Origin of the sequence: Hoeflea sp. AS16 (assembly GCF_038900095.1) — a bacterium.
GTDB lineage: Bacteria > Pseudomonadota > Alphaproteobacteria > Rhizobiales > Rhizobiaceae > Hoeflea.
The window spans coordinates 89,735-107,443 of sequence record NZ_JBBMQQ010000005.1 but is presented as its reverse complement, the minus strand read 5'-3'; the positions used below and the strand labels follow the sequence as shown (position 1 = coordinate 107,443).

Below are 17,709 nucleotides of genomic sequence, written 5' to 3'. Positions count from 1 at the left end.
GCATGATCATCGATACCCATCTGCACGTGGTCGACCCATCTGCCCTGGACTATCCCTGGCTGGCGACAGTCCCCGCGCTGAACCAGGCCTGGCCCTATGCAGCCTACGAGCTGGAAGCGCGCCGTGCCGGGATCGCGCGGACGCTGCACATGGAAGTCGACGTGGCGCCGGAGCGGATCGAGGACGAAACCGACTACATCGGTACGCTGGCAGCGCGACCCGACAGCCTGATTGCCGGCGCGATCGCCTCCTGCCGGCCGGAGGAGCCGGAATTCGCGGCCTATCTCGACCAGCAGCTCGACAACCCGCTGATCAAGGGTTTCCGGCGGGTTCTGCATGTCATGCCTGACGAATTGCCGGAGCAACCGCTGTTCAGGGAAAACATCAAGCGCATGACCGGTAGCGGCCTCACCTTCGATTTGTGCATGCTGCCGCACCAACTGCCCAATGCGATGGCGCTGGCAGACCTGGCGCCGGAGGTCACCTTCATCCTCGATCATTGCGGCGTCCCCGACATCAAGGGCGATGCACGGCAGCCCTGGCAGGACAACATCACGGAGCTTGCCAAACGGCAAAACGTGATCGCGAAGATCTCCGGGGTTGTCGCCTATGCCGATCCGGACAGCTGGGTTGCCGATACGTTGCGGCCCTGGGTCGAGCACACGATTTCCAGTTTCGGTTGGGACCGGGTTGTATGGGGCAGCGACTGGCCGGTCTGCACGCTCGGCGGCGGGCTGCTGGCCTGGGTTGCGGCCACGCATGCGCTGCTGCAAGGCGCCAGCGCGGCCGAGAAGCAGAAACTGCTCTCCGGCAACGCCCAGCGCATCTGGAACCTCTGAGCCTGACCGCTAAAGCCCGAATTCAGCCTTGATCGCGGCGGTGTGTTCACCCACCCGGGGGGCTGCGCGGGTTGTTTTCGGACGTTCGCCGTTGACCCGGATCGGCGAGCGCGTTGTCAGGATCGATACATCGTCTTCGCGCTCGACCCGCTGCAACATATCGAGCACTCCAAACCCCTCACTCTCGACCAGGTCATCCCAATCGAGAACGCGCGAGCACCAGATGTCGGCCGGCTCGAGGATTGCCAGCCACTCATCTACCGTCTTGGTCTTGAGCCTGTCGGCGATCAGGCGCTTGATCTCGTCGCGGGCGGTGAACCAGGTTTTGGGATCGTCGCAATAGGGCTCCAGCGCATCGAGCTGAAGCAACTCGCGAAGCCGCGGGATCGGCGTCATGGCAACCGCGAGAAAACCGTCGCTGACCTCGTAGACACCATAAGGCGCGGAGAGATAGGCGTGGGCGCTGCGAAAGCCCGAGCGCTTGGGCATACGACGCCCGTCATTGAGATAGGTGGTGAGAACCTCGAACTGGAAATCGACCAGCGCTTCCAGCAAGCTGGTCTCGACATGGCTGCCGCGGCCTGAAATGCCGCGCTTGACCAGTGCGGCCAGGATGCCCTGCGCGGTGGCCGCACCGGCGAGCATGTCTCCAACTGCAAGGCCCATGGGAACCGGGCCATCGCCATCGTTTCCGTTGAGCCACATCACCCCGGAGCGGGCCTGGGCGAGAAGGTCCTGGCCCGGACGCTTGACCCAGGGGCCTTCCTCCCCATAGCCGGAAATCGACGCATAGACGAGTTTCGGGTTGATGGCGCGAACGGTCTCGTAATCCAGCCCGAGCCGCTTGATGACACCGGGGCGGAAATTCTGCACCAGGACATCGACCTTGCCGATCAGCGTGCGCAGCACCTCGAGATCGGCCTCGTTCTTGAGATCGATGGCGAGGCTCTCCTTGCCGCGGTTGATGGCATGAAAGATCGTCGAGTCGCCGCCTATCTCGGTGTCGCTGAGATAGAGCGACCGGGAGAGATCACCGGCTCCCGGCCGCTCGATCTTGATCACCCGTGCACCGAGGTCCTGAAGCCGCAACGTTGCATAGGGGCCGGAGAGAAACTGGCTCATGTCGAGAATGACGAGGCCGGCGAGTGGCAGGTCGGTATCTGTTGTCATGATGTCTTTTCGGTTTTGCCGGCAAACGCGGCCGGGTTTTTGTATTTCACCGTCTGGAGATGCTCGCAGTAGAGAACCAGCTCGCCGTCGCCCTTGAACACTTCATAACTGGCGCGGATCAGGCCCATCTCCGGATAGCGCGGTTTCTTGTCGAGGTGGGTGCGCACCGTGTAGATCGTCTCGCCGATGAAGACCGGCTTGATGAAGCGCAGCTTGTCGTAGCCATAGGAAAATGCGTTGACGCAGTTCGTCGCCACCAGCCCCAGGCCTGCAGAAAACACGAACGCACCGGCAACCAGACGGCGACCGAACATGCCTTCGCTTTCGGCAAACATCTGGTCCTGCACGTAAGGGTGGATGTCGACCACGAGGGTGTTGAACATGTGGCTTTCGCCCTCGGCAATGGTCCGGCGCAGCGACCGGATCCGGAGGTCCGGCTGCCAGTCCTCATAGAACCAGTTTTCGGCATTCCATACCGGCAGCTCCGCATGCGCCTCGGGCATATTGCGCGGGTGCGTGCTGGCAACCCCGACCGTGGGTTCGAATGGCGGCCCCATGACGTCCCTCCCCTAAATTCCTATTTGAATAATATATTCACATATGGATTGCTGTAGCAAGGCCTTGCCATCGGCGATGCTGCTTTCGCGCTCCGGGTTATGCCTATTGGTCACTGGAAAAGGGGTTTGGGACCGGGCTTAGCCGGATAACAGACAAACCAGCCTGTATTTGTTCCAACATGCCGGGTTGTTAACCGTGAAGAACTATGTTGATTGCAACCCAATCTGTAATTCGTCACCCCGGGACCAGCCAATGACCAAAGCTCTTCGTTTCACCGTTCTTCCGTTCATGGCTGCGGCTGCCGCATTTGCCCCGCAGGCGCAGGCTCAGGACGCAAGTGGCCCGGGAATCTCGTTTGAGCTGGGTGCGGCAGGCAAAATTTCCCCGCGCTATTTCGGCGCCAGCAAGATGGTGCTCTCACCGGTTCCGCTGTTCCGGCTCAAGCGCCTGGAACTGCCGAATGGCTTCACCATTGGCGGCGGCTCTGACGAGGGCTTCTCACTAAGCCCGTCGATCGACGTGATCGGCAAGCGCTCGACAAAGGATTCACCGGAACTGTCCGGCCTGAACACCATCGACACGGCTGTCGAACTGGGCGTCAAGGCGAAGTACCAGATGGGCAATTTCAGGGTTCTGGGTGCGGTACGGCAGGGGCTGGGCGGCCACAAGGGCGTGCGCGCCGAACTTGGCGCCGATATCATCTTCAAGGCAGGCGAGCAGTGGACCTTCCACGGCGGACCGCGGCTGAATTTCGGCAACTCCAAGTTCACCAACACCTATTTCGGCGTCACCGCCGCGGAAGCATCGACACTCTATCCGGCAACAACCGCTTCGGGCGGTTTGTACAGTGCCGGGCTGGAAGCCGGCGTGCGCTTCCAGGTTGACGACAACTGGGCCGTCGAAGCCGGAGCAGGCTGGTCGCGGCTGACCGGCGATGCAGCCACGTCACCGATCACCGCGCAGGGCTCGAAAGACCAGTACACCGCCTCGTTCGGCATTGTCCGCCGCTTCGACATCGGCTTCTAAGGCCACTTTCCCGAAATACGTGGCGCCTACAGGGTGGCGCCACCGCCATCCTCGGGCGAGACCGGGTCTGCTGACAGCCGTGCAAGCGCTTCATCGAGCTGCTTGAGATCATCCCCGACATCGTCATCATTGACCATGGCGCTCTCGGTTGCAGCCCGCATTTCCGCCCGGGCGCTTTCACGCATGCGCTCAAGCCGGTCAATCTTTTCTGCGTCGGTCATGTCCGGGTCTTCGAGAATTACCCTGATGTCGGTTTTCACATCCTGATGAGTCATGGCGCTGATCCTTTCACAAACTCGGGGAATGGCAAGGAACGACAGAGGCCGTCCTTGCCGGTCAACGCCAAAGCCCGGCTCCAGTTCCGTTCGGCGCGCACTGAAGTGATCTCGCAGAGCCAACGTGACAGCCTTTGTTGCGGATGCAGCATCCCGCAGAGCCAATAGTAACTGCATCCCGCGCGCCCCGGACAAGGATCAGCGCCGGGTCGATGCACGCCGCGTCGACAGCAAAAGGTTGGTTTCGCTCGAGGTAATCCCCTCGAAGCGACGGATGCGGACCAGCGTGTCGTCAAGTTCCTGCAACGTATCGGTCGCCAGTTCGGCAATCAGGTCCCAGCGGCCATTGGTCGAATGCACCGCCTGAACCGCCGGCATGCCCTGCAGTTGGGCCATGATCCGTTCCGTCCCCCTGCCCTCGATGCCGATCATGGTCAGTGCCCGGACCGGCGCGGCCGACACATCGGCGCGGGTGAGAGCCGTGAAGCCGGCGATCTCGCCGCTGGCCATCAGCCGCTCGATGCGGCTGCGCACGGTGGCGCGGGCCAGCTTCAGCTTCGCCGCGAGTTCGGAAATCGACGCCCGTCCGTCGCGCTTGAGCGCCGCGATCAGGCGAATATCGATATCGTCCAATATTGACATTGCATGCTACCGATCTGGTCAGTTGGTGTTTCGAATTGAACATAATCGATCGATTCAACTTCGCAAAGAGCGAAACAAATCCGGATTTCGGATGCAGCAGACGGCGTTCTGCATGGTCGCTGCGGGATCAGCTTTGCCAAAATGGCAAAGCTGACTGACACAAGCACTGTTTTGGTGCCCGGAACGGACAAACTTGCCATTTCAACCGCCAGCGACCTCTGCGACGGATTATCCGAAAGGAGGGCATGCGATGAACCACACTTGCATTCTGGTCGGCGCGCCTGTCGACAGCGGTCAATCCAATCCCGGCTGCGTGATGGGACCGGCCTCTTACCGCGTGGCGGGTCTGGCCGCGACGCTTGCCGAACTCGGCTGCACCGTTGACGACCGCGGCGATGTCGCGCCGAGGCCGCCTGCCGCCGCGAACTGCACCAATGCGGCAGTGCACCACCTGCCGGAGACGATTGCCTGGACGAAAGCGCTGGCTGAAGCCGCGCAGGACGCAATGGCAGCAGGTTTTCCGGTTTTTCTCGGCGGCGATCACAGCCTTTCGCTTGGCACGGTTGCCGGGGTGGCGAACCACGCCAGGGAGCAGGCACGGCCGTTGTTCGTGTTGTGGCTCGATGCCCACAGCGATTTTCACACACCGATGACCACCGGCTCGGGCAATCTGCACGGTACACCGATGGCCTACATTGCCGGGCTCGGTGACTTCGAGGCCTTTCCGCCATTTCCTGATCCGGTTCCGACCGATCGCATCTGCCTTTTCGGCATCCGCTCGGTCGATCCGGACGAACACAAGGCGCTGCGCGAACACGGCATCGCGCCGGTCGACATGCGCGAGCTCGATGAACGCGGCTTCATTGCGCCGTTGAGCGCGTTTCTCGACCGGGTGCGGTCTGCCAACGGGCTTTTGCATGTCTCGCTCGACGTCGATTTTCTCGACCCCTCGATAGCTCCGGCTGTCGGCACCACGGTTCCCGGCGGTGCGACCTTCCGCGAGGCTCACTTGGTGATGGAGATGTTGCACGAATCCGGCCTGGTCAGTTCGCTCGACCTGGTCGAACTCAACCCGTTTCTCGATGACCGGGGACGCACCGCCCGGCTGATGGTCGATCTCACCGCCAGCCTGATGGGCCGCAAGGTGTTCGACCGCGTCAACAGGAGCTCCTGATGCTACCCAATACCTTGAGACGAAACCTGATGCAGGCACCGGATACCGTCGTCATGATCCGGCCGCACGCCTTCCACCCGAATCCGGAAACGCTGGCCGACAACGGGTTCCAGCGCCCGACCGATATCGGACGGGACACGGTCGCCGCGCGGGCGCTGGCGGAATTCGATACGGCTGTAGGACAGCTGCGGGACAGCGGGGTTGACGTCAACGTGTTTGACGATGACGGCAGCCGCGACACGCCGGATTCGGTGTTTCCCAACAACTGGTTTTCCACCCACACAGGCGGCCATGTTGCGATCTACCCGATGCATGCACCTTCGCGCCGGCGGGAACGGCGCACGGATGTGATCGAATTCCTCAAGCGCAATTTCCGTGTGCAGGAGGTGATCGATTATTCCGGCCTCGAAGAAGACGGGCTGATCCTGGAAGGCACCGGCGCCATGGTGCTTGATCACATCGGGCGCCTCGCCTTTGTCGCCCGATCCAACCGCGCAAATCCGATTGCGCTGGAACGGTTTTGCACCAATTTCGGTTACGAGCCGATGGTCTTCGAGGCGCGCGACAGCGCCGGGCGCGAGATTTATCATACCAATGTGCTGATGTGTGTGGGCACCGAGGTGGCGCTGGTCGGCCTTGACACCGTCGTCAACCCCGACCGCCGCTCGGAAATCGTCGAGCGGCTCGAGGAAAGCGGCCGCGACGTGATCGCGCTGTCACAAGCCGAGATCGCCGGCTTTGCCGGAAACGCCATTGAACTGACCGGCAAGGACGGCCGGTTTCTGGCCCTTTCGCGCACGGCCCATGACAGCCTGAGCCCGCCAAACCGGGCGCGGCTGCAGTCCACCTTGCCGCTTCTGCCGCTCAATGTTCCGACCATCGAGCTGGCCGGAGGATCCGTCCGCTGCATGATTGCAGGCATTCACCTGACGCCCAGAACGGCAACCACCATCACCACCGGAGACAGAAAATGACACCTCCTTCCCACCTCGCCTATGTCCCGTTCATCAGCGTGGAAAACATGATGCGGCTGGTGCACTCCATCGGCATCGAGACCATGCTCAAGGACCTGGCCGACGCGATCGAGCACGACTTCACCCGCTGGCCGCTGTTTGACAAGACGCCACGGGTCGGCAGCCATTCCGATGTCGGGGTGATCGAGTTGATGCCGACCTCGGACGGCGATCTCTACGGCTTCAAATATGTCAACGGCCATCCGTCCAACACCAAGCAGGGCCTGCAGACGGTGACCGCCTTCGGGCTTTTGGCGCAGGTCTCCTCGGGCTATCCGGTGCTGCTGTCGGAAATGACCGTGCTGACGGCACTGAGGACTGCTGCAACCTCCTCCATGGCCGCGCGGCATCTGGCACCAAAGGGCTCGAAAGTCATGGCGCTGATCGGCAATGGCGCGCAATCGGAGTTCCAGGCACTGGCCTTCAAGGCCGTCGTCGGCATCGAGGAAGTCCGGCTTTACGACATCGATGCGGCCGCCACAGCGAAATGCGCCCGCAATCTCGCCGGGGCGGGGCTGAAGGTAACCGCCTGCCGGTCGTCGCAGGAAGCCATGGAAGGCGCGCAGATCGTCACTACCTGCACCGCCGACAAGCAATATGCGACGATCCTGACCGACAACATGATCGGCGACGGCATCCACATCAACGCCATTGGCGGGGATTGCCCCGGCAAGACCGAGCTGCACAAGGACATTCTGTTGCGCTCGCAGATCTTCGTCGAGTACCCGCCGCAGACGCGGATCGAGGGCGAGATCCAGCAGATGCCGGAAGACTTTCCGGTGACCGAACTCTGGCAGGTGATCACCGGCCAGGCCGACGGCCGCAAGTCGGCTTCGCAGATCACCCTGTTCGATGGCGTCGGCTTTGCCATCGAGGATTTCTCGGCGCTCAAATATGTCTACGAACGGGCGCTCAAGACCGGGCATTTCCAGCAGCTCGACATGATCGCCGACCCGGACGATCCGCGTGACCTGTTCGGCATGCTCAACCGCGCAGGCGAGCCGGACTGACACACGACTTGGAAACGGCGCCGCAACGGCCTTGGCGAAGACGGTGATGCGGGGTATTGGACGGGTATGACCAGCCCAGCCCCCGAGACCCCGCCGATCCGCCTGCTTGTTGACGCCGATGCCTGCCCGGTGCGCGAGGAATGCGTCAAGGTGGCGCTTCGTCACGGCATCAAGGTGACCTTCGTTTCCAACAGCTATTTCCGGATCGAGACGGATCCGCTGGTGGAGCGTGAAATCGTGCCGGGCAATTTCGATGCCGCCGATGACCGCATTGTCGAACACGTGACACCGCGGGCCGTGGTGGTGACCGCCGACATCCTGCTGGCCGAGCGCTGCCTGAAGGCGGAGGCGGCTGCAGTGATGAGCCATACCGGCAAGCCCTTCACCCACGATTCGATCGGCATGGCGGTGGCGACACGGTCGATCATGGCTGACCTGCGCGCCGGTGGCGCGCAAGTGGGCGGCCCGGCCCCGTTCTCGCGGCAGGACCGGTCACGGTTTCTCTCTGCGCTCGACCTGGCTCTTGTCCGGCTGAAGCGGCACGGCTGAGCGCGCGTTTCCGGAAAGCCATTTTCGTCACATACAAGGCAATAAGCCTTGTTTTCAATTTCTTCTGGACAATCGCCGCGCCCCGCGCTCAATTGAGGCAATCAGCTTACCGGGGATATCGTTCATGGCCTATGTGGACATGCTCAAGACATTTGTGCGCGTTTACGAACTGGGCAGCATGTCGGCTGCCGCGCGCGATTTGCGGGTTTCGGCTGCCGTCTCATCAAGCCGGATTTCAGACCTCGAAAAGAGCCTTGGCGTGCGCCTGTTCAACCGCACCACGCGCAGCCTGCGCGCCACGGCGCATGGCGAACTGTTCTACAAGGGCGCGATCAAGATTCTCGACACCATCCGCGAGGTCGAAGGCAGCATCGCCGAAATCACGGCCCACCCGAAAGGGACGCTGTTCATCTCGGCTCCGCTGGCGCTCGGCAAGAAGCTGGTGGCGCCCCTGATCCCGGCCTTCAAGGCGGAGTACCCGGATATCAATGTCCGGCTCAGGCTGTCGGACCGCAAGGTCGATATCGCCCAGGAAGGTCTCGACGCGGCCTTCGTGCTCGGGCCGCTTCCCGATTCCGATCTCAGGGTGCGGGCCATCCACGAATTCGAGCGCGTGCTGGTCGCCTCGCCCGGCTATATCGAAAAGCAGGGCATGCCCGAAAGCGGCGACGAGATCATGTCCAACAAGCACAAGTGCCTGCTCTTGCGTTATCCCGGCGCAACGGAGTTTTACTGGAACCTGCTGGTGGGTGGCGAAGTCCGCGCGTATCACCCCGAAGGATCGCTGGAAAGCGATGATGGCGACGTGCTGACGGCGTGGGCGCTTGCCGATTGCGGCATCGCCAGCAAGACGCGTTATGATGTTGCTGCAGACCTTGACGCCGGCCGTTTGGTGGAGGTGGCGAAAAAAACGCCGCAGATACCGCAGCCGTTCTCCTGCCTTTATCCGCACAAGCGGCTGCAGGATCCCAAGGTCAAGCTGTTCATCGATCACGTCATCAAGGGAATTCGTGCCGAAATAGACCGGGCCGCGGCTTTAACATCTTCAGGAAAAATTTGAAACCGAACTGCATTTTCATTGCATACTATGGGCATTGAAATCCGGTTCCAGCAAACCGGACCCATTCGTCCAGGAGACACATGATGAGTGAGCACATGCCGGCGCAGCTTCCGGGTTTCGCGCGCAATTCGGTCAACCTTGCATCGGCGGGCCTTGGCGCGAAGGGCATTTATGTCACCGACGAATTCTTTGCACCGCTCGAACGCATGCTGTCCGACCAGCCGGCGGTGTTCATCGAAGACAAGTATGACGACCACGGCAAGTGGATGGATGGCTGGGAAAGCCGCCGCAAGCGCGTCCTCGGCCATGATTTCGCGATCATCCGGCTGGCGACCGCCGGGCGCATCGACGGCTTTGATGTCGACACGTCGCACTTTACCGGCAATTACCCACCCGCCGCGCGCATCGAAGCCTGCAATGTCGCGGGTGATCCGGACGAGAGCACACAATGGACCGAAGTGCTGCCGACATCGCCGCTGGGGCCGAGCGCGCACCATTATCTCGCGTCGAACTCGTCGGAAATCTTTACCCATGTGCGGCTGCATATCTATCCGGACGGCGGGATCGCGCGGCTCAGGGTCTATGGCCAGCCGTTCCTGGACCGGTCGCGGGTGGGCGACGGAGACATCGAACTTTCGTCCGCGCTCAATGGCGGGCGGATCATCGGCTTCTCGGATGCGCATTTCGGCTCCTATCACCGATTGCTGGCGCCGGGGCGCGGCGAGAACATGGGTGACGGCTGGGAAACCAGCCGCAGGCGTGTTCCGGGCAATGAGTGGATCGTGATCGCCCTGGGGGCGCGGGGCGTGCTGTCGGGCGCAATCGTCGACACTGCCTATTTCAAGGGCAACTTTCCCGACACGTGCTCGATACAGGCCGCAGACATGAGCGATTTTGGAACCGACGCGGGCGATGCGATCATTACCGCGTCGATGTTCTGGCCGGAACTGATCCCGCAGCAGAAGCTGCAGGCCGACCACGTGCACGATCTTTCGGCTCATATTCGCTATATCGGCCCCGTTACGCACGTGCGGCTCAACATTTTCCCCGATGGCGGGGTCAGCCGGCTCAAGCTGACGGGGAGTCTCGCCTGACCAAGCCCGAATCGGCATAATGGCATGGGTCTTGCGTTTCTGAGACACTGACCGAAACAATGGCACGAGCGGGCTCTGATCATTGAAAGGTCGACAGTGACTGGCACTTCAGCCGGTTCGCAGCAAGTGGGGGCGGCGAACCGGCATGACTAACGCCCCTGAGGGAAAAGGACAGCCAATGGCCGACTCATCGCTTGGAACCGCAGAACAATTGCGGGATCCGAACTACACACCACCGCTTGTCAAAGCCATACCACTGGGGATCCAGCACGTATTGGCAATGTTTGTCTCCAATGTGACGCCTGCCATCATCGTGGCGGGCGCTGCCGGTATCGGCTTCGGCTCGGACCAGGGCGCGCTCGGGTTCCCCGACATGACCTACATGATCCAGATGTCGATCCTGTTCGCCGGTATTGCCACGCTGCTGCAGACTATCGGCATGGGCCCGGTCGGCGCACGCCTGCCAATCGTTCAGGGCACCAGCTTCGCCTTCGTTCCGGTGATGATCCCGGCGGTTGCTGGCCTGGGAACAGCAGGCCTCGCCGGACTGATGACCGGCGTGATGATCGGCGGCGTTTTCCATTTTTGCCTCGGCTTCTTTGTCGGCCGCATTCGCTACGCATTGCCACCGATGGTGACCGGCCTGATCGTGCTGATGATTGGCCTGGCACTGGTCAAGGTCGGCATTCAATACGCTGCCGGCGGCGTTCCGCTGATGGGCAAGCCTGAATTCGGCAGCCTGGCAATGTGGATCCCCGCACTGGTGGTGATCATTGTCACGCTGGCAATCAAGTTCTTCACCCGGGGCTTTGCTGCCGTGGCTGCGGTCCTTATCGGCATCATCGCCGGCTATGTCGTGGCACTGATGATGGGTCAGGTGAATTTCGGAAACCTGGCACGAGCCAGCTATTTCGCACCGCCGATCCCGTTCAAATGGGGCTTTGAGTTCAACTTCGCCATCGTTCTGGGCATGTGCTTCATGGCCATTGTCTCGGCCATCGAAACCGTTGGCGACACCAGCGGTATCACCAAGGGCGGTGCAGGGCGCGAAGCCACCGACAAGGAAATCGAAGGCGCAACCTTTGCCGATGGTCTCGGCACTGCTGTCGCCGGCGTCTTTGGCGGCCTGCCCAACACGTCGTTCTCGCAGAACGTCGGCCTGATCGCCATGACCGGCGTGATGAGCCGTCACGTGGTGACCATCGGGGCATTGTTCCTGATCGCCTGCGGCTTCATCCCGAAGATCGCAGCAATCATCAACACGGTTCCGATCAACGTTCTTGGCGGCGGCGTCATCGTCATGTTCGGCATGGTCTGCGCCGCTGGCGTCAGCATGCTGTCCGACGTGAACTGGAACCGTCGCAACATGGTGATCTTCGCAACCGCACTGTCGATCGGCCTCGGCCTGCAGATGGTTCCGGAAGCGCTTCAGCATCTTGGCAAGACCGCCCAGATCCTGCTGACCAGCGGCCTGCTGCCTGCAGCCCTGATCGCCATCGTGCTCAACCTGCTTCTGCCTGAAAGTCTCGACGACTGAGACCGGCAACAGGACTGAAATGGAAAAGCCCCCGGTTTGCGCCGGGGGCTTTTTGCTGGATTGAATTGAAGCCGCTGTGACTGTGTGCAGTCCTTAAACGGACTGGCGAATGGCGGTGATGTTCCTGGCCCAGTCGGCCTCGCCCGCGCCGTTGAAGACCGCCGATCCGGCGACCAGTACATCTGCACCGGCAGCGGTGACCAGTGGTGCGGTCTTCGGGGTGACACCGCCATCGATCTCGATGTGGATCGGCCGGTCGCCGATCATCTTTTTCACCCGCGCCACCTTGTCGACCACCGAAGGAATGAAGGCCTGGCCACCGAAGCCGGGGTTGACGGTCATCAGCAGGATCAGATCGAGCCGGTCGAGCACATATTCGATGACGCTTTCAGGTGTCGACGGGTTGAGCGACACGCCGGCCTTCTTGCCCAGCGCCCGGATGGCCTGCAGCGAGCGGTCGAGATGCTTGGTGGCTTCGGCGTGGACGGTGATGATGTCGCAACCGGCGTCGGCGAAGGCTTCGAGATAGGGATCGCAGGGTTCGATCATCAGGTGGCAATCAAAGACCGCCTCGGTGCGCGGACGCACGGCCTTGATGATACCGGGGCCAAAGGTGATGTTGGGCACGAAATGGCCATCCATCACATCGAGATGGATCCAGTCGGCGCCGGCGCGCATGACGCCTTCAATGTCATCGCCGAGGCGGGAGAAATCAGCAGACAGGATGGACGGGGCAATCAGCACGGGACGGGTCACTTCGGGTTCCTCGACGTTGGGGCGCAAGCGGCCGGCATCATGCTGGCCCGGGCCATTTGCTGCGGTTTGCCCGAAGAGCTGCACCGAGGTCAAGCGTGGCATTGATCAAGCCTGTGCAAAGCCCTGCGACCTCTTGCCCGAATCATGATGCCGCGGGCAGTCTGGAACCGCCAACATCAGGAGCCCGCCATGAGCCGACCACCGATCAGCCATTCGATCGTTTTCACCTACACCAGCGATCTTGACCGCGGCTCGCGCTTCCTGCGCGAGGTGATGGAACTGGACTTCGTTGTCGATCAGGGTGCCTGCCATATCTACCGGCTGACACCGCTGAGCTATATCGGTGTCTGCAACCTGCCGGACCGGCCGCAAGGCACGGCCGGTGTGACACTGACCATCGTGTCGCCGGATGTCGACGGCTGGCGCGATTTCCTTGAAGCCAAGGGCGTGACATATGTCAGCGGTCCCGAGCACAGCGAAGAGTTCGGCGTTTACAGCTCGCTGTTTCATTCGCCGGATGGCTACCGGGTGGAAATCCAGAGTTTTGACGATCCGGACTGGGATAAGGGCAGCATCGGCTGATACCGCCCGTCCCTCACCTGTTGCGGATCAGAAGCGGATCGGCTCGCGGGTCATTTCCAGATGCAGCATGTCGCCGCTCCACGGATTGGCCTCGCAGACCGACTCGTCAAGCTCGACACCCAGGCCGGGCTCATTCGACGGGATGACATAGCCGTCCTGCCATTCGATCTTCTTCTTGAGCACGTCGGCGTAAAACCCGTCCCAGGTCTTGATCGATTCCAGCACCAGGAAATTGGGCAGCGTGGCTGCAAGCTGGATGTTGGCGGCGGCGACCAGCGGACCGCAATAGCAATGCGGCGCGATCTGTATGCCGAAGGCTTCGGCCATGCCGGCGATCTTCTTGGTTTCGAGCAGCCCGCCGGAACGGCCCAGATTGGGCTGCAGGATGGCTGCGGCTCGGGTCTCGATGACGCGTGCAAATTCATGCTTGGTGACCAATCGCTCGCCGGTTGCCACCGGGATGGAGGTCGCCCGCGCAACCTCGGCCATGGCGCCCAGCTGATCGGGCGGCACCGGCTCCTCGAACCACAGCGGATCGGCAGCCTCGATGGCACGCGCCATACGGATGGCGCCGGCGGCGGTGAACTGGCCGTGCGTGCCGAACAGGATGTCGGCGCGGGTTCCGACGGCCTCGCGCACTGCCTTGACCATGCGGGCCGAGAGATCGATATCGGTCAGAAGCGGCTGGTGCCCGCCCTGCACCCGGTAGGGACCGGCCGGATCAAACTTGACCGCGGTAAAGCCCTGACGCACAGCCTCGATTGCCGCGGCCGCTGCAAGATCCGGATCGTTGTAGACATTTTTCGGGCTGTCGGTGGACAGCGGATCGGCGCTGCCACTGGCCGGGTAAAGATAGGTGTAGGAACGAAGCCCCTCGTGCACCCGGCCGCCAAGCAGCTTGTGGACCGGCTGGCCGGCCTCCTTGCCGATGATGTCCCAGCAGGCCATCTCGAGCGCGGAACAACAGGCCATCATGGTCATGTCGGGACGTTGCGAAAAACCGGAGGAATAGCAAAGACGGAAGAAATTCTCGATGTCATGCGGATCGCGGCCAACCAGATACCGCGCCGCCACGTCTTCCATCAGCTTGGCCGTCAGGTGCGGATCGAAGGCGGCATCATAGGCTTCGCCGTAGCCGATCACACCACCATCGGTGACCAGTTTGACGAACAGGAAATAGCGCCCGCCTGTCTGAGGCGGCGGATTGGCAACCACAAAAGTCTGGACATCCTTGATCTTCATACCGCTCTCCGGGATTTCACCTCAACCGGGTGCAATCGATCAGGTATCGGCGTCAAAATCCAGTCCCCCGAGCACACCAAAGTCGAGCGGCAACAACAAAGTACCAACACCGGGATTTGGGAAGTCAGACCCGCTTGAGGAAACCGTCGGACGCAGCGCTGATCATCAGCTTGGCCTCGAACATCTGATCGATCTCGAACTTCAGCGGCTTGCCGTCGACACCGGTCCGGCTGGCGGTGTCCTGATCGGCAAGATAGGCATGGACCGCGGTCTTCGGGTTGTCGCCCTTGCCCCATGGCCGGTCAGCGCACATGTCGGCCGGCAAATCTTCGACACCGCTGTCCCAGACCACGCAATAGGAACCTTGCGAGACCAGCGGTGCGTAGGCGTGAAGTTCCGCCAGGACATGGTCATGGGTGTGGTTGGAATCGAGAAACACCATCACCCGCTCATAATCGCCGGCGATGGCGTGAACCTCATCGACAATTGCCTTGTCTATCGATGATCCCTCGATCATCTGGATCTTGTGCTGCATCGGGTGCGCAAGAATTCCGGCCCGGTTGTGGGCGCGGATGTCGATGTCGATGCCGACAACCTTGCGGCGGCTGGCTTTCGGATCGAGCACGGTGCCGGCTTCAACCGCATCGCAATAATCCAGCATGGCCAGCATCGAGGCGCTCATCACCAGCGATCCGCCATGGGCGATGCCGGTCTCGATGATCAGGTCCGGCCGGTAATTCCAGATCAGTTCCTGGTAAGCATAGGTGTCCTGCGGGACCTGGATGATCGGGCGGCCGAGCCAGGAAAAATTGTAGGCGTATTTGTACCTTATGCTTTCGCGCACCCAGACCTGGGAGAGACCAACAAATCCCGGATCATTGGCCGCAGAGGCAATGTTGTTCTGCACGTAGGCGGCGAATTCGGTTTCCTGGCTCACTGATTTTTCCTTGTGTTGGACAGGTTCTGAGGCGCGAACCTGTTAGCGCGGTTTTCGGGAAGCCATACAGAGGAGCCTCCGGACGCCCGCATCATTGATATATTGCACCCGGATGAATCCAAAACACCCGGCTCGATACACACGCATGGCTGAACAGGTGAAATCACCTTCATTCGGCCTGCAGATATTCCAGGTCAAGCTGGTCGGTCAGAAACTCGCCGTTCTTGCAGACGACCCACCAGAACCCGTCGCTCATATTTACCGACGCAAATTCCTCGGACACCGCGAGGCATACACCGGGATGATAGCCATAATCGCCCTTGATGTAGTCTCTATCCTTGTATTGCCTTGCCAGATCCACGAGTTCCGGAGTTGGAAGCTTTTCCAGATCATCCCCGCAAACAATGCCGAAATTCTTGTTCACCAGCCGCTTTGCATTGACGATATCAGCTTTCACCGATTCATACTTGTGGTCCGCGTCAATATAGATGAAATCAAAACAGTCTTCCTTGAACAGCGGCAGCAATGCTGACGATTTCCCGCGTATCAATGAGACATTCTTGTCGTCGATTTCATTCTCGAACTTTCGCACATTGAGAAAGGCGGAAAGGAAGGCCTCCGAGGACAGGCTGTCCATTTTGGCATAGTCCCAGTTCGCCGCCCCGAAATCATCGCCCGAAACATCTGCGCTGGACGCATATGGCCGCCAGGCGTCAACCAGCACCAGATCGGAACCTGGCATGAAATTATCAAGCCAGATGTTTGTGGATCCGGCACCGTACCAGACTCCGATTTCAAGCGCCTTGACCTTGTCCGTGAACGCCTTTCTTGCCAGTGCCGCCATGATCGCGGCCCTTCTGCTCTGGGCGAGATTCTGATTGACGGCTTTCACACGGTCTTCCCCACGCGTTGTATTGTTGTTTTCCATCACCACCTTCACCTGCGGTCTCGAAGTTCAGTTGACCACTTCAGGCATCCGTTCCCTGGGAAGCGCATAAATGACAGCACCGGTTCCGCACCAGCTGTGGGTGCGCATGAGCAGGACACAGTCCTTCAGGTTCTCGCGCATCCAGCGGGCCGTGCGCCATAGTCCGTCCGCATCGTGATAGACGGTGACCGCGACAACGGGGCGGCTCCGTTTCAAGGTTGCAATGCCACCCTTGAGCGCGTCAAGCTCGCCGCCTTCCAGATGCAGCTTGACGAAACCCGGCTCGAGGCCGGCTGCGTCAATGGTCCGGGTCACGATGCTTGCCGAACCGTGACCGGTGAGCTGCGACATGTAACCCAGTCCACCATGGAACCTGCGATCGCGCGACATGGCATCGAGCGCATCGCGGCGGAGTTCGATCCGCTCGCGAACCTGCGCGGGCTGGCTTGCGCGCCAGACCGCAAACCGATCGGCGTTGATCTCATCAGGCTCGAACGCAATGATGCGACTTTCCGGGCCGCTTGCCGCCAGATAGGCCTGCGCCACGCTGCCATGGTGGGCGCCGCCATCGAGAAAGAGATCGTCCGGCTTCAGTACTTCCAGAACCTCGGGAATGAAAAAACGATTGGAATTGTCGACAGTGACACCGTCAAACCACCACTCCTGCCGGGCCAAACGCCAGGCAAGAAACATCAGGTGATGGGCACGCGAAAGGTCATCGTCCCAGGCATCGAGACCTGCGCCGACGGCCTCCAGATCGGTCACGGAAAGCGGTTCGGCAAACCAGCCGTTGGACAGAGGATGGGCCGGGCGGAAACTCTCGGCTATATCGTAGAAAGGAACGCATCGCTTCCAGCCCTGGGCGTGCAGATCTTCAAGAATGGGCAGAACCGGGCTGGTGACAACGCTGACTGCGAGCAAGGCCGAAGACTTGACCTGCTCGGGAACCTCATGCGGCGCGCGGAGGTCAATTCCAGCCCAGGCATCGGAGCCGCTGATCTGGTCTGCCCTGGCATCAACGACCATCAGGGCCTCGACGCCAACGTCGCGCAGAAAGTCGAGCGCCATGCGTCCGAAGTTGCCAGCGCCGTAAATCACCAGGGGGGCGTCCGGACTGACGGGAGCGGCGAAACAATCCTGGCTGGCAAGTTGCTGCAAAAGCGCGCGCGCTTCAGTCTTGGTCGGAACCCTGTCAAAGCTGCGTCGCGAATAGGCCGCCTTGATGGGGCGCTCTGCCGCGTCCTGCTCGAAAGCTGACGGGGAGTTTTTCATCATGTTTCGACCGCTTTCCTTGTGCGACACTGCGCGAGAGAATCA

19 protein-coding genes are annotated in these 17,709 nt (G+C 61.1%); 10 read left to right on the top strand and 9 right to left on the bottom strand.

Going from position 1 to position 17,709, the window contains the following annotated elements; genetic code table 11:
* The first annotated feature begins 2 nt into the window (after window positions 1-2).
* Window positions 3-839: an amidohydrolase gene (locus WNY80_RS14455; protein ID WP_342888095.1), complete on the top strand. Its 837-nt coding sequence runs from the start codon at window positions 3-5 to the stop codon at window positions 837-839.
* Between the two features lie 9 nt (window positions 840-848).
* Here the strand turns inward: WNY80_RS14455 and WNY80_RS14450 are convergent, their stop codons facing one another.
* Both WNY80_RS14450 and WNY80_RS14445 read right to left on the bottom strand, forming a co-directional pair.
* Entirely contained in the window at window positions 849-2,009 is a 1,161-nt protein-coding gene (locus WNY80_RS14450; RefSeq protein WP_342888094.1) for a CaiB/BaiF CoA-transferase family protein, read from the bottom strand.
* Window positions 2,006-2,566, bottom strand: coding sequence for a MaoC family dehydratase (locus WNY80_RS14445; protein WP_342888093.1), 561 nt, complete (start codon window positions 2,564-2,566; stop codon window positions 2,006-2,008). Before WNY80_RS14445 ends, WNY80_RS14450 begins: the two co-directional genes overlap by 4 nt.
* A gap of 253 nt (window positions 2,567-2,819) precedes the next feature.
* On the opposite strand from WNY80_RS14445, the gene WNY80_RS14440 reads away from it, so the two are divergent.
* Window positions 2,820-3,593, top strand: a complete 774-nt coding sequence (locus tag WNY80_RS14440) for a MipA/OmpV family protein (RefSeq protein WP_342888092.1) — start codon at window positions 2,820-2,822, stop codon at window positions 3,591-3,593.
* Window positions 3,594-3,619: 26 nt separating this feature from the next.
* Here WNY80_RS14440 and WNY80_RS14435 read toward each other — a convergent pair whose 3' ends face one another.
* A complete protein-coding gene (locus tag WNY80_RS14435) occupies window positions 3,620-3,868 on the bottom strand; it encodes a hypothetical protein (protein WP_342888091.1) in 249 nt (82 codons plus the stop codon).
* A gap of 198 nt (window positions 3,869-4,066) precedes the next feature.
* Window positions 4,067-4,510, bottom strand: a complete 444-nt coding sequence (locus WNY80_RS14430; protein ID WP_342888090.1) for an Lrp/AsnC family transcriptional regulator — start codon at window positions 4,508-4,510, stop codon at window positions 4,067-4,069.
* A gap of 250 nt (window positions 4,511-4,760) precedes the next feature.
* On the opposite strand from WNY80_RS14430, the gene rocF reads away from it, so the two are divergent.
* The 7 genes from rocF (at window position 4,761) to WNY80_RS14395 (ending at window position 11,947) form a co-directional block, all read left to right on the top strand.
* Complete coding sequence (rocF, locus tag WNY80_RS14425) at window positions 4,761-5,684, top strand: arginase (protein WP_342888089.1); 924 nt, start codon at window positions 4,761-4,763, stop codon at window positions 5,682-5,684.
* Complete coding sequence (locus WNY80_RS14420) at window positions 5,684-6,658, top strand: arginine deiminase-related protein (protein WP_342888088.1); 975 nt, start codon at window positions 5,684-5,686, stop codon at window positions 6,656-6,658. Before rocF ends, WNY80_RS14420 begins: the two co-directional genes overlap by 1 nt.
* A complete protein-coding gene (locus tag WNY80_RS14415; protein WP_342888087.1) occupies window positions 6,655-7,707 on the top strand; it encodes an ornithine cyclodeaminase in 1,053 nt (350 codons plus the stop codon). Before WNY80_RS14420 ends, WNY80_RS14415 begins: the two co-directional genes overlap by 4 nt.
* Before the next feature lie 66 nt (window positions 7,708-7,773).
* Window positions 7,774-8,256: a YaiI/YqxD family protein gene (locus tag WNY80_RS14410; protein ID WP_342888086.1), complete on the top strand. Its 483-nt coding sequence runs from the start codon at window positions 7,774-7,776 to the stop codon at window positions 8,254-8,256.
* A gap of 124 nt (window positions 8,257-8,380) precedes the next feature.
* Window positions 8,381-9,316 (top strand): LysR family transcriptional regulator, encoded by a 936-nt coding sequence (locus WNY80_RS14405; RefSeq protein ID WP_342888085.1) that lies wholly within the window; start codon window positions 8,381-8,383, stop codon window positions 9,314-9,316.
* Window positions 9,317-9,399: 83 nt separating this feature from the next.
* Window positions 9,400-10,410, top strand: coding sequence for an allantoicase (gene alc / locus WNY80_RS14400; protein WP_342888084.1), 1,011 nt, complete (start codon window positions 9,400-9,402; stop codon window positions 10,408-10,410).
* 178 nt (window positions 10,411-10,588) lie between these two features.
* Window positions 10,589-11,947: a nucleobase:cation symporter-2 family protein gene (locus tag WNY80_RS14395; RefSeq protein WP_342888083.1), complete on the top strand. Its 1,359-nt coding sequence runs from the start codon at window positions 10,589-10,591 to the stop codon at window positions 11,945-11,947.
* Window positions 11,948-12,040: 93 nt separating this feature from the next.
* On the opposite strand, the gene rpe is transcribed toward WNY80_RS14395, so the two are convergent.
* Window positions 12,041-12,703, bottom strand: a complete 663-nt coding sequence (gene rpe / locus WNY80_RS14390) for a ribulose-phosphate 3-epimerase (RefSeq protein ID WP_342888227.1) — start codon at window positions 12,701-12,703, stop codon at window positions 12,041-12,043.
* A gap of 189 nt (window positions 12,704-12,892) precedes the next feature.
* Between rpe and WNY80_RS14385 the strand changes: the two genes are divergently transcribed.
* Window positions 12,893-13,285, top strand: coding sequence for a VOC family protein (locus tag WNY80_RS14385; RefSeq protein WP_342888082.1), 393 nt, complete (start codon window positions 12,893-12,895; stop codon window positions 13,283-13,285).
* A gap of 27 nt (window positions 13,286-13,312) precedes the next feature.
* Here WNY80_RS14385 and WNY80_RS14380 read toward each other — a convergent pair whose 3' ends face one another.
* From WNY80_RS14380 to WNY80_RS14365, 4 genes are all read right to left on the bottom strand, one after another.
* The gene (locus WNY80_RS14380) at window positions 13,313-14,527 is read right to left on the bottom strand and encodes a mandelate racemase/muconate lactonizing enzyme family protein (RefSeq protein WP_342888081.1); all 1,215 of its coding nucleotides are present in this window, start codon (window positions 14,525-14,527) and stop codon (window positions 13,313-13,315) included.
* A gap of 124 nt (window positions 14,528-14,651) precedes the next feature.
* Window positions 14,652-15,422: a cephalosporin hydroxylase family protein gene (locus WNY80_RS14375; RefSeq protein ID WP_342888226.1), complete on the bottom strand. Its 771-nt coding sequence runs from the start codon at window positions 15,420-15,422 to the stop codon at window positions 14,652-14,654.
* Between the two features lie 211 nt (window positions 15,423-15,633).
* Window positions 15,634-16,392: a class I SAM-dependent methyltransferase gene (locus WNY80_RS14370; protein ID WP_342888080.1), complete on the bottom strand. Its 759-nt coding sequence runs from the start codon at window positions 16,390-16,392 to the stop codon at window positions 15,634-15,636.
* A gap of 27 nt (window positions 16,393-16,419) precedes the next feature.
* Window positions 16,420-17,667, bottom strand: a complete 1,248-nt coding sequence (locus WNY80_RS14365) for an FkbM family methyltransferase (protein ID WP_342888079.1) — start codon at window positions 17,665-17,667, stop codon at window positions 16,420-16,422.
* Window positions 17,668-17,709: the final 42 nt, after the last annotated feature.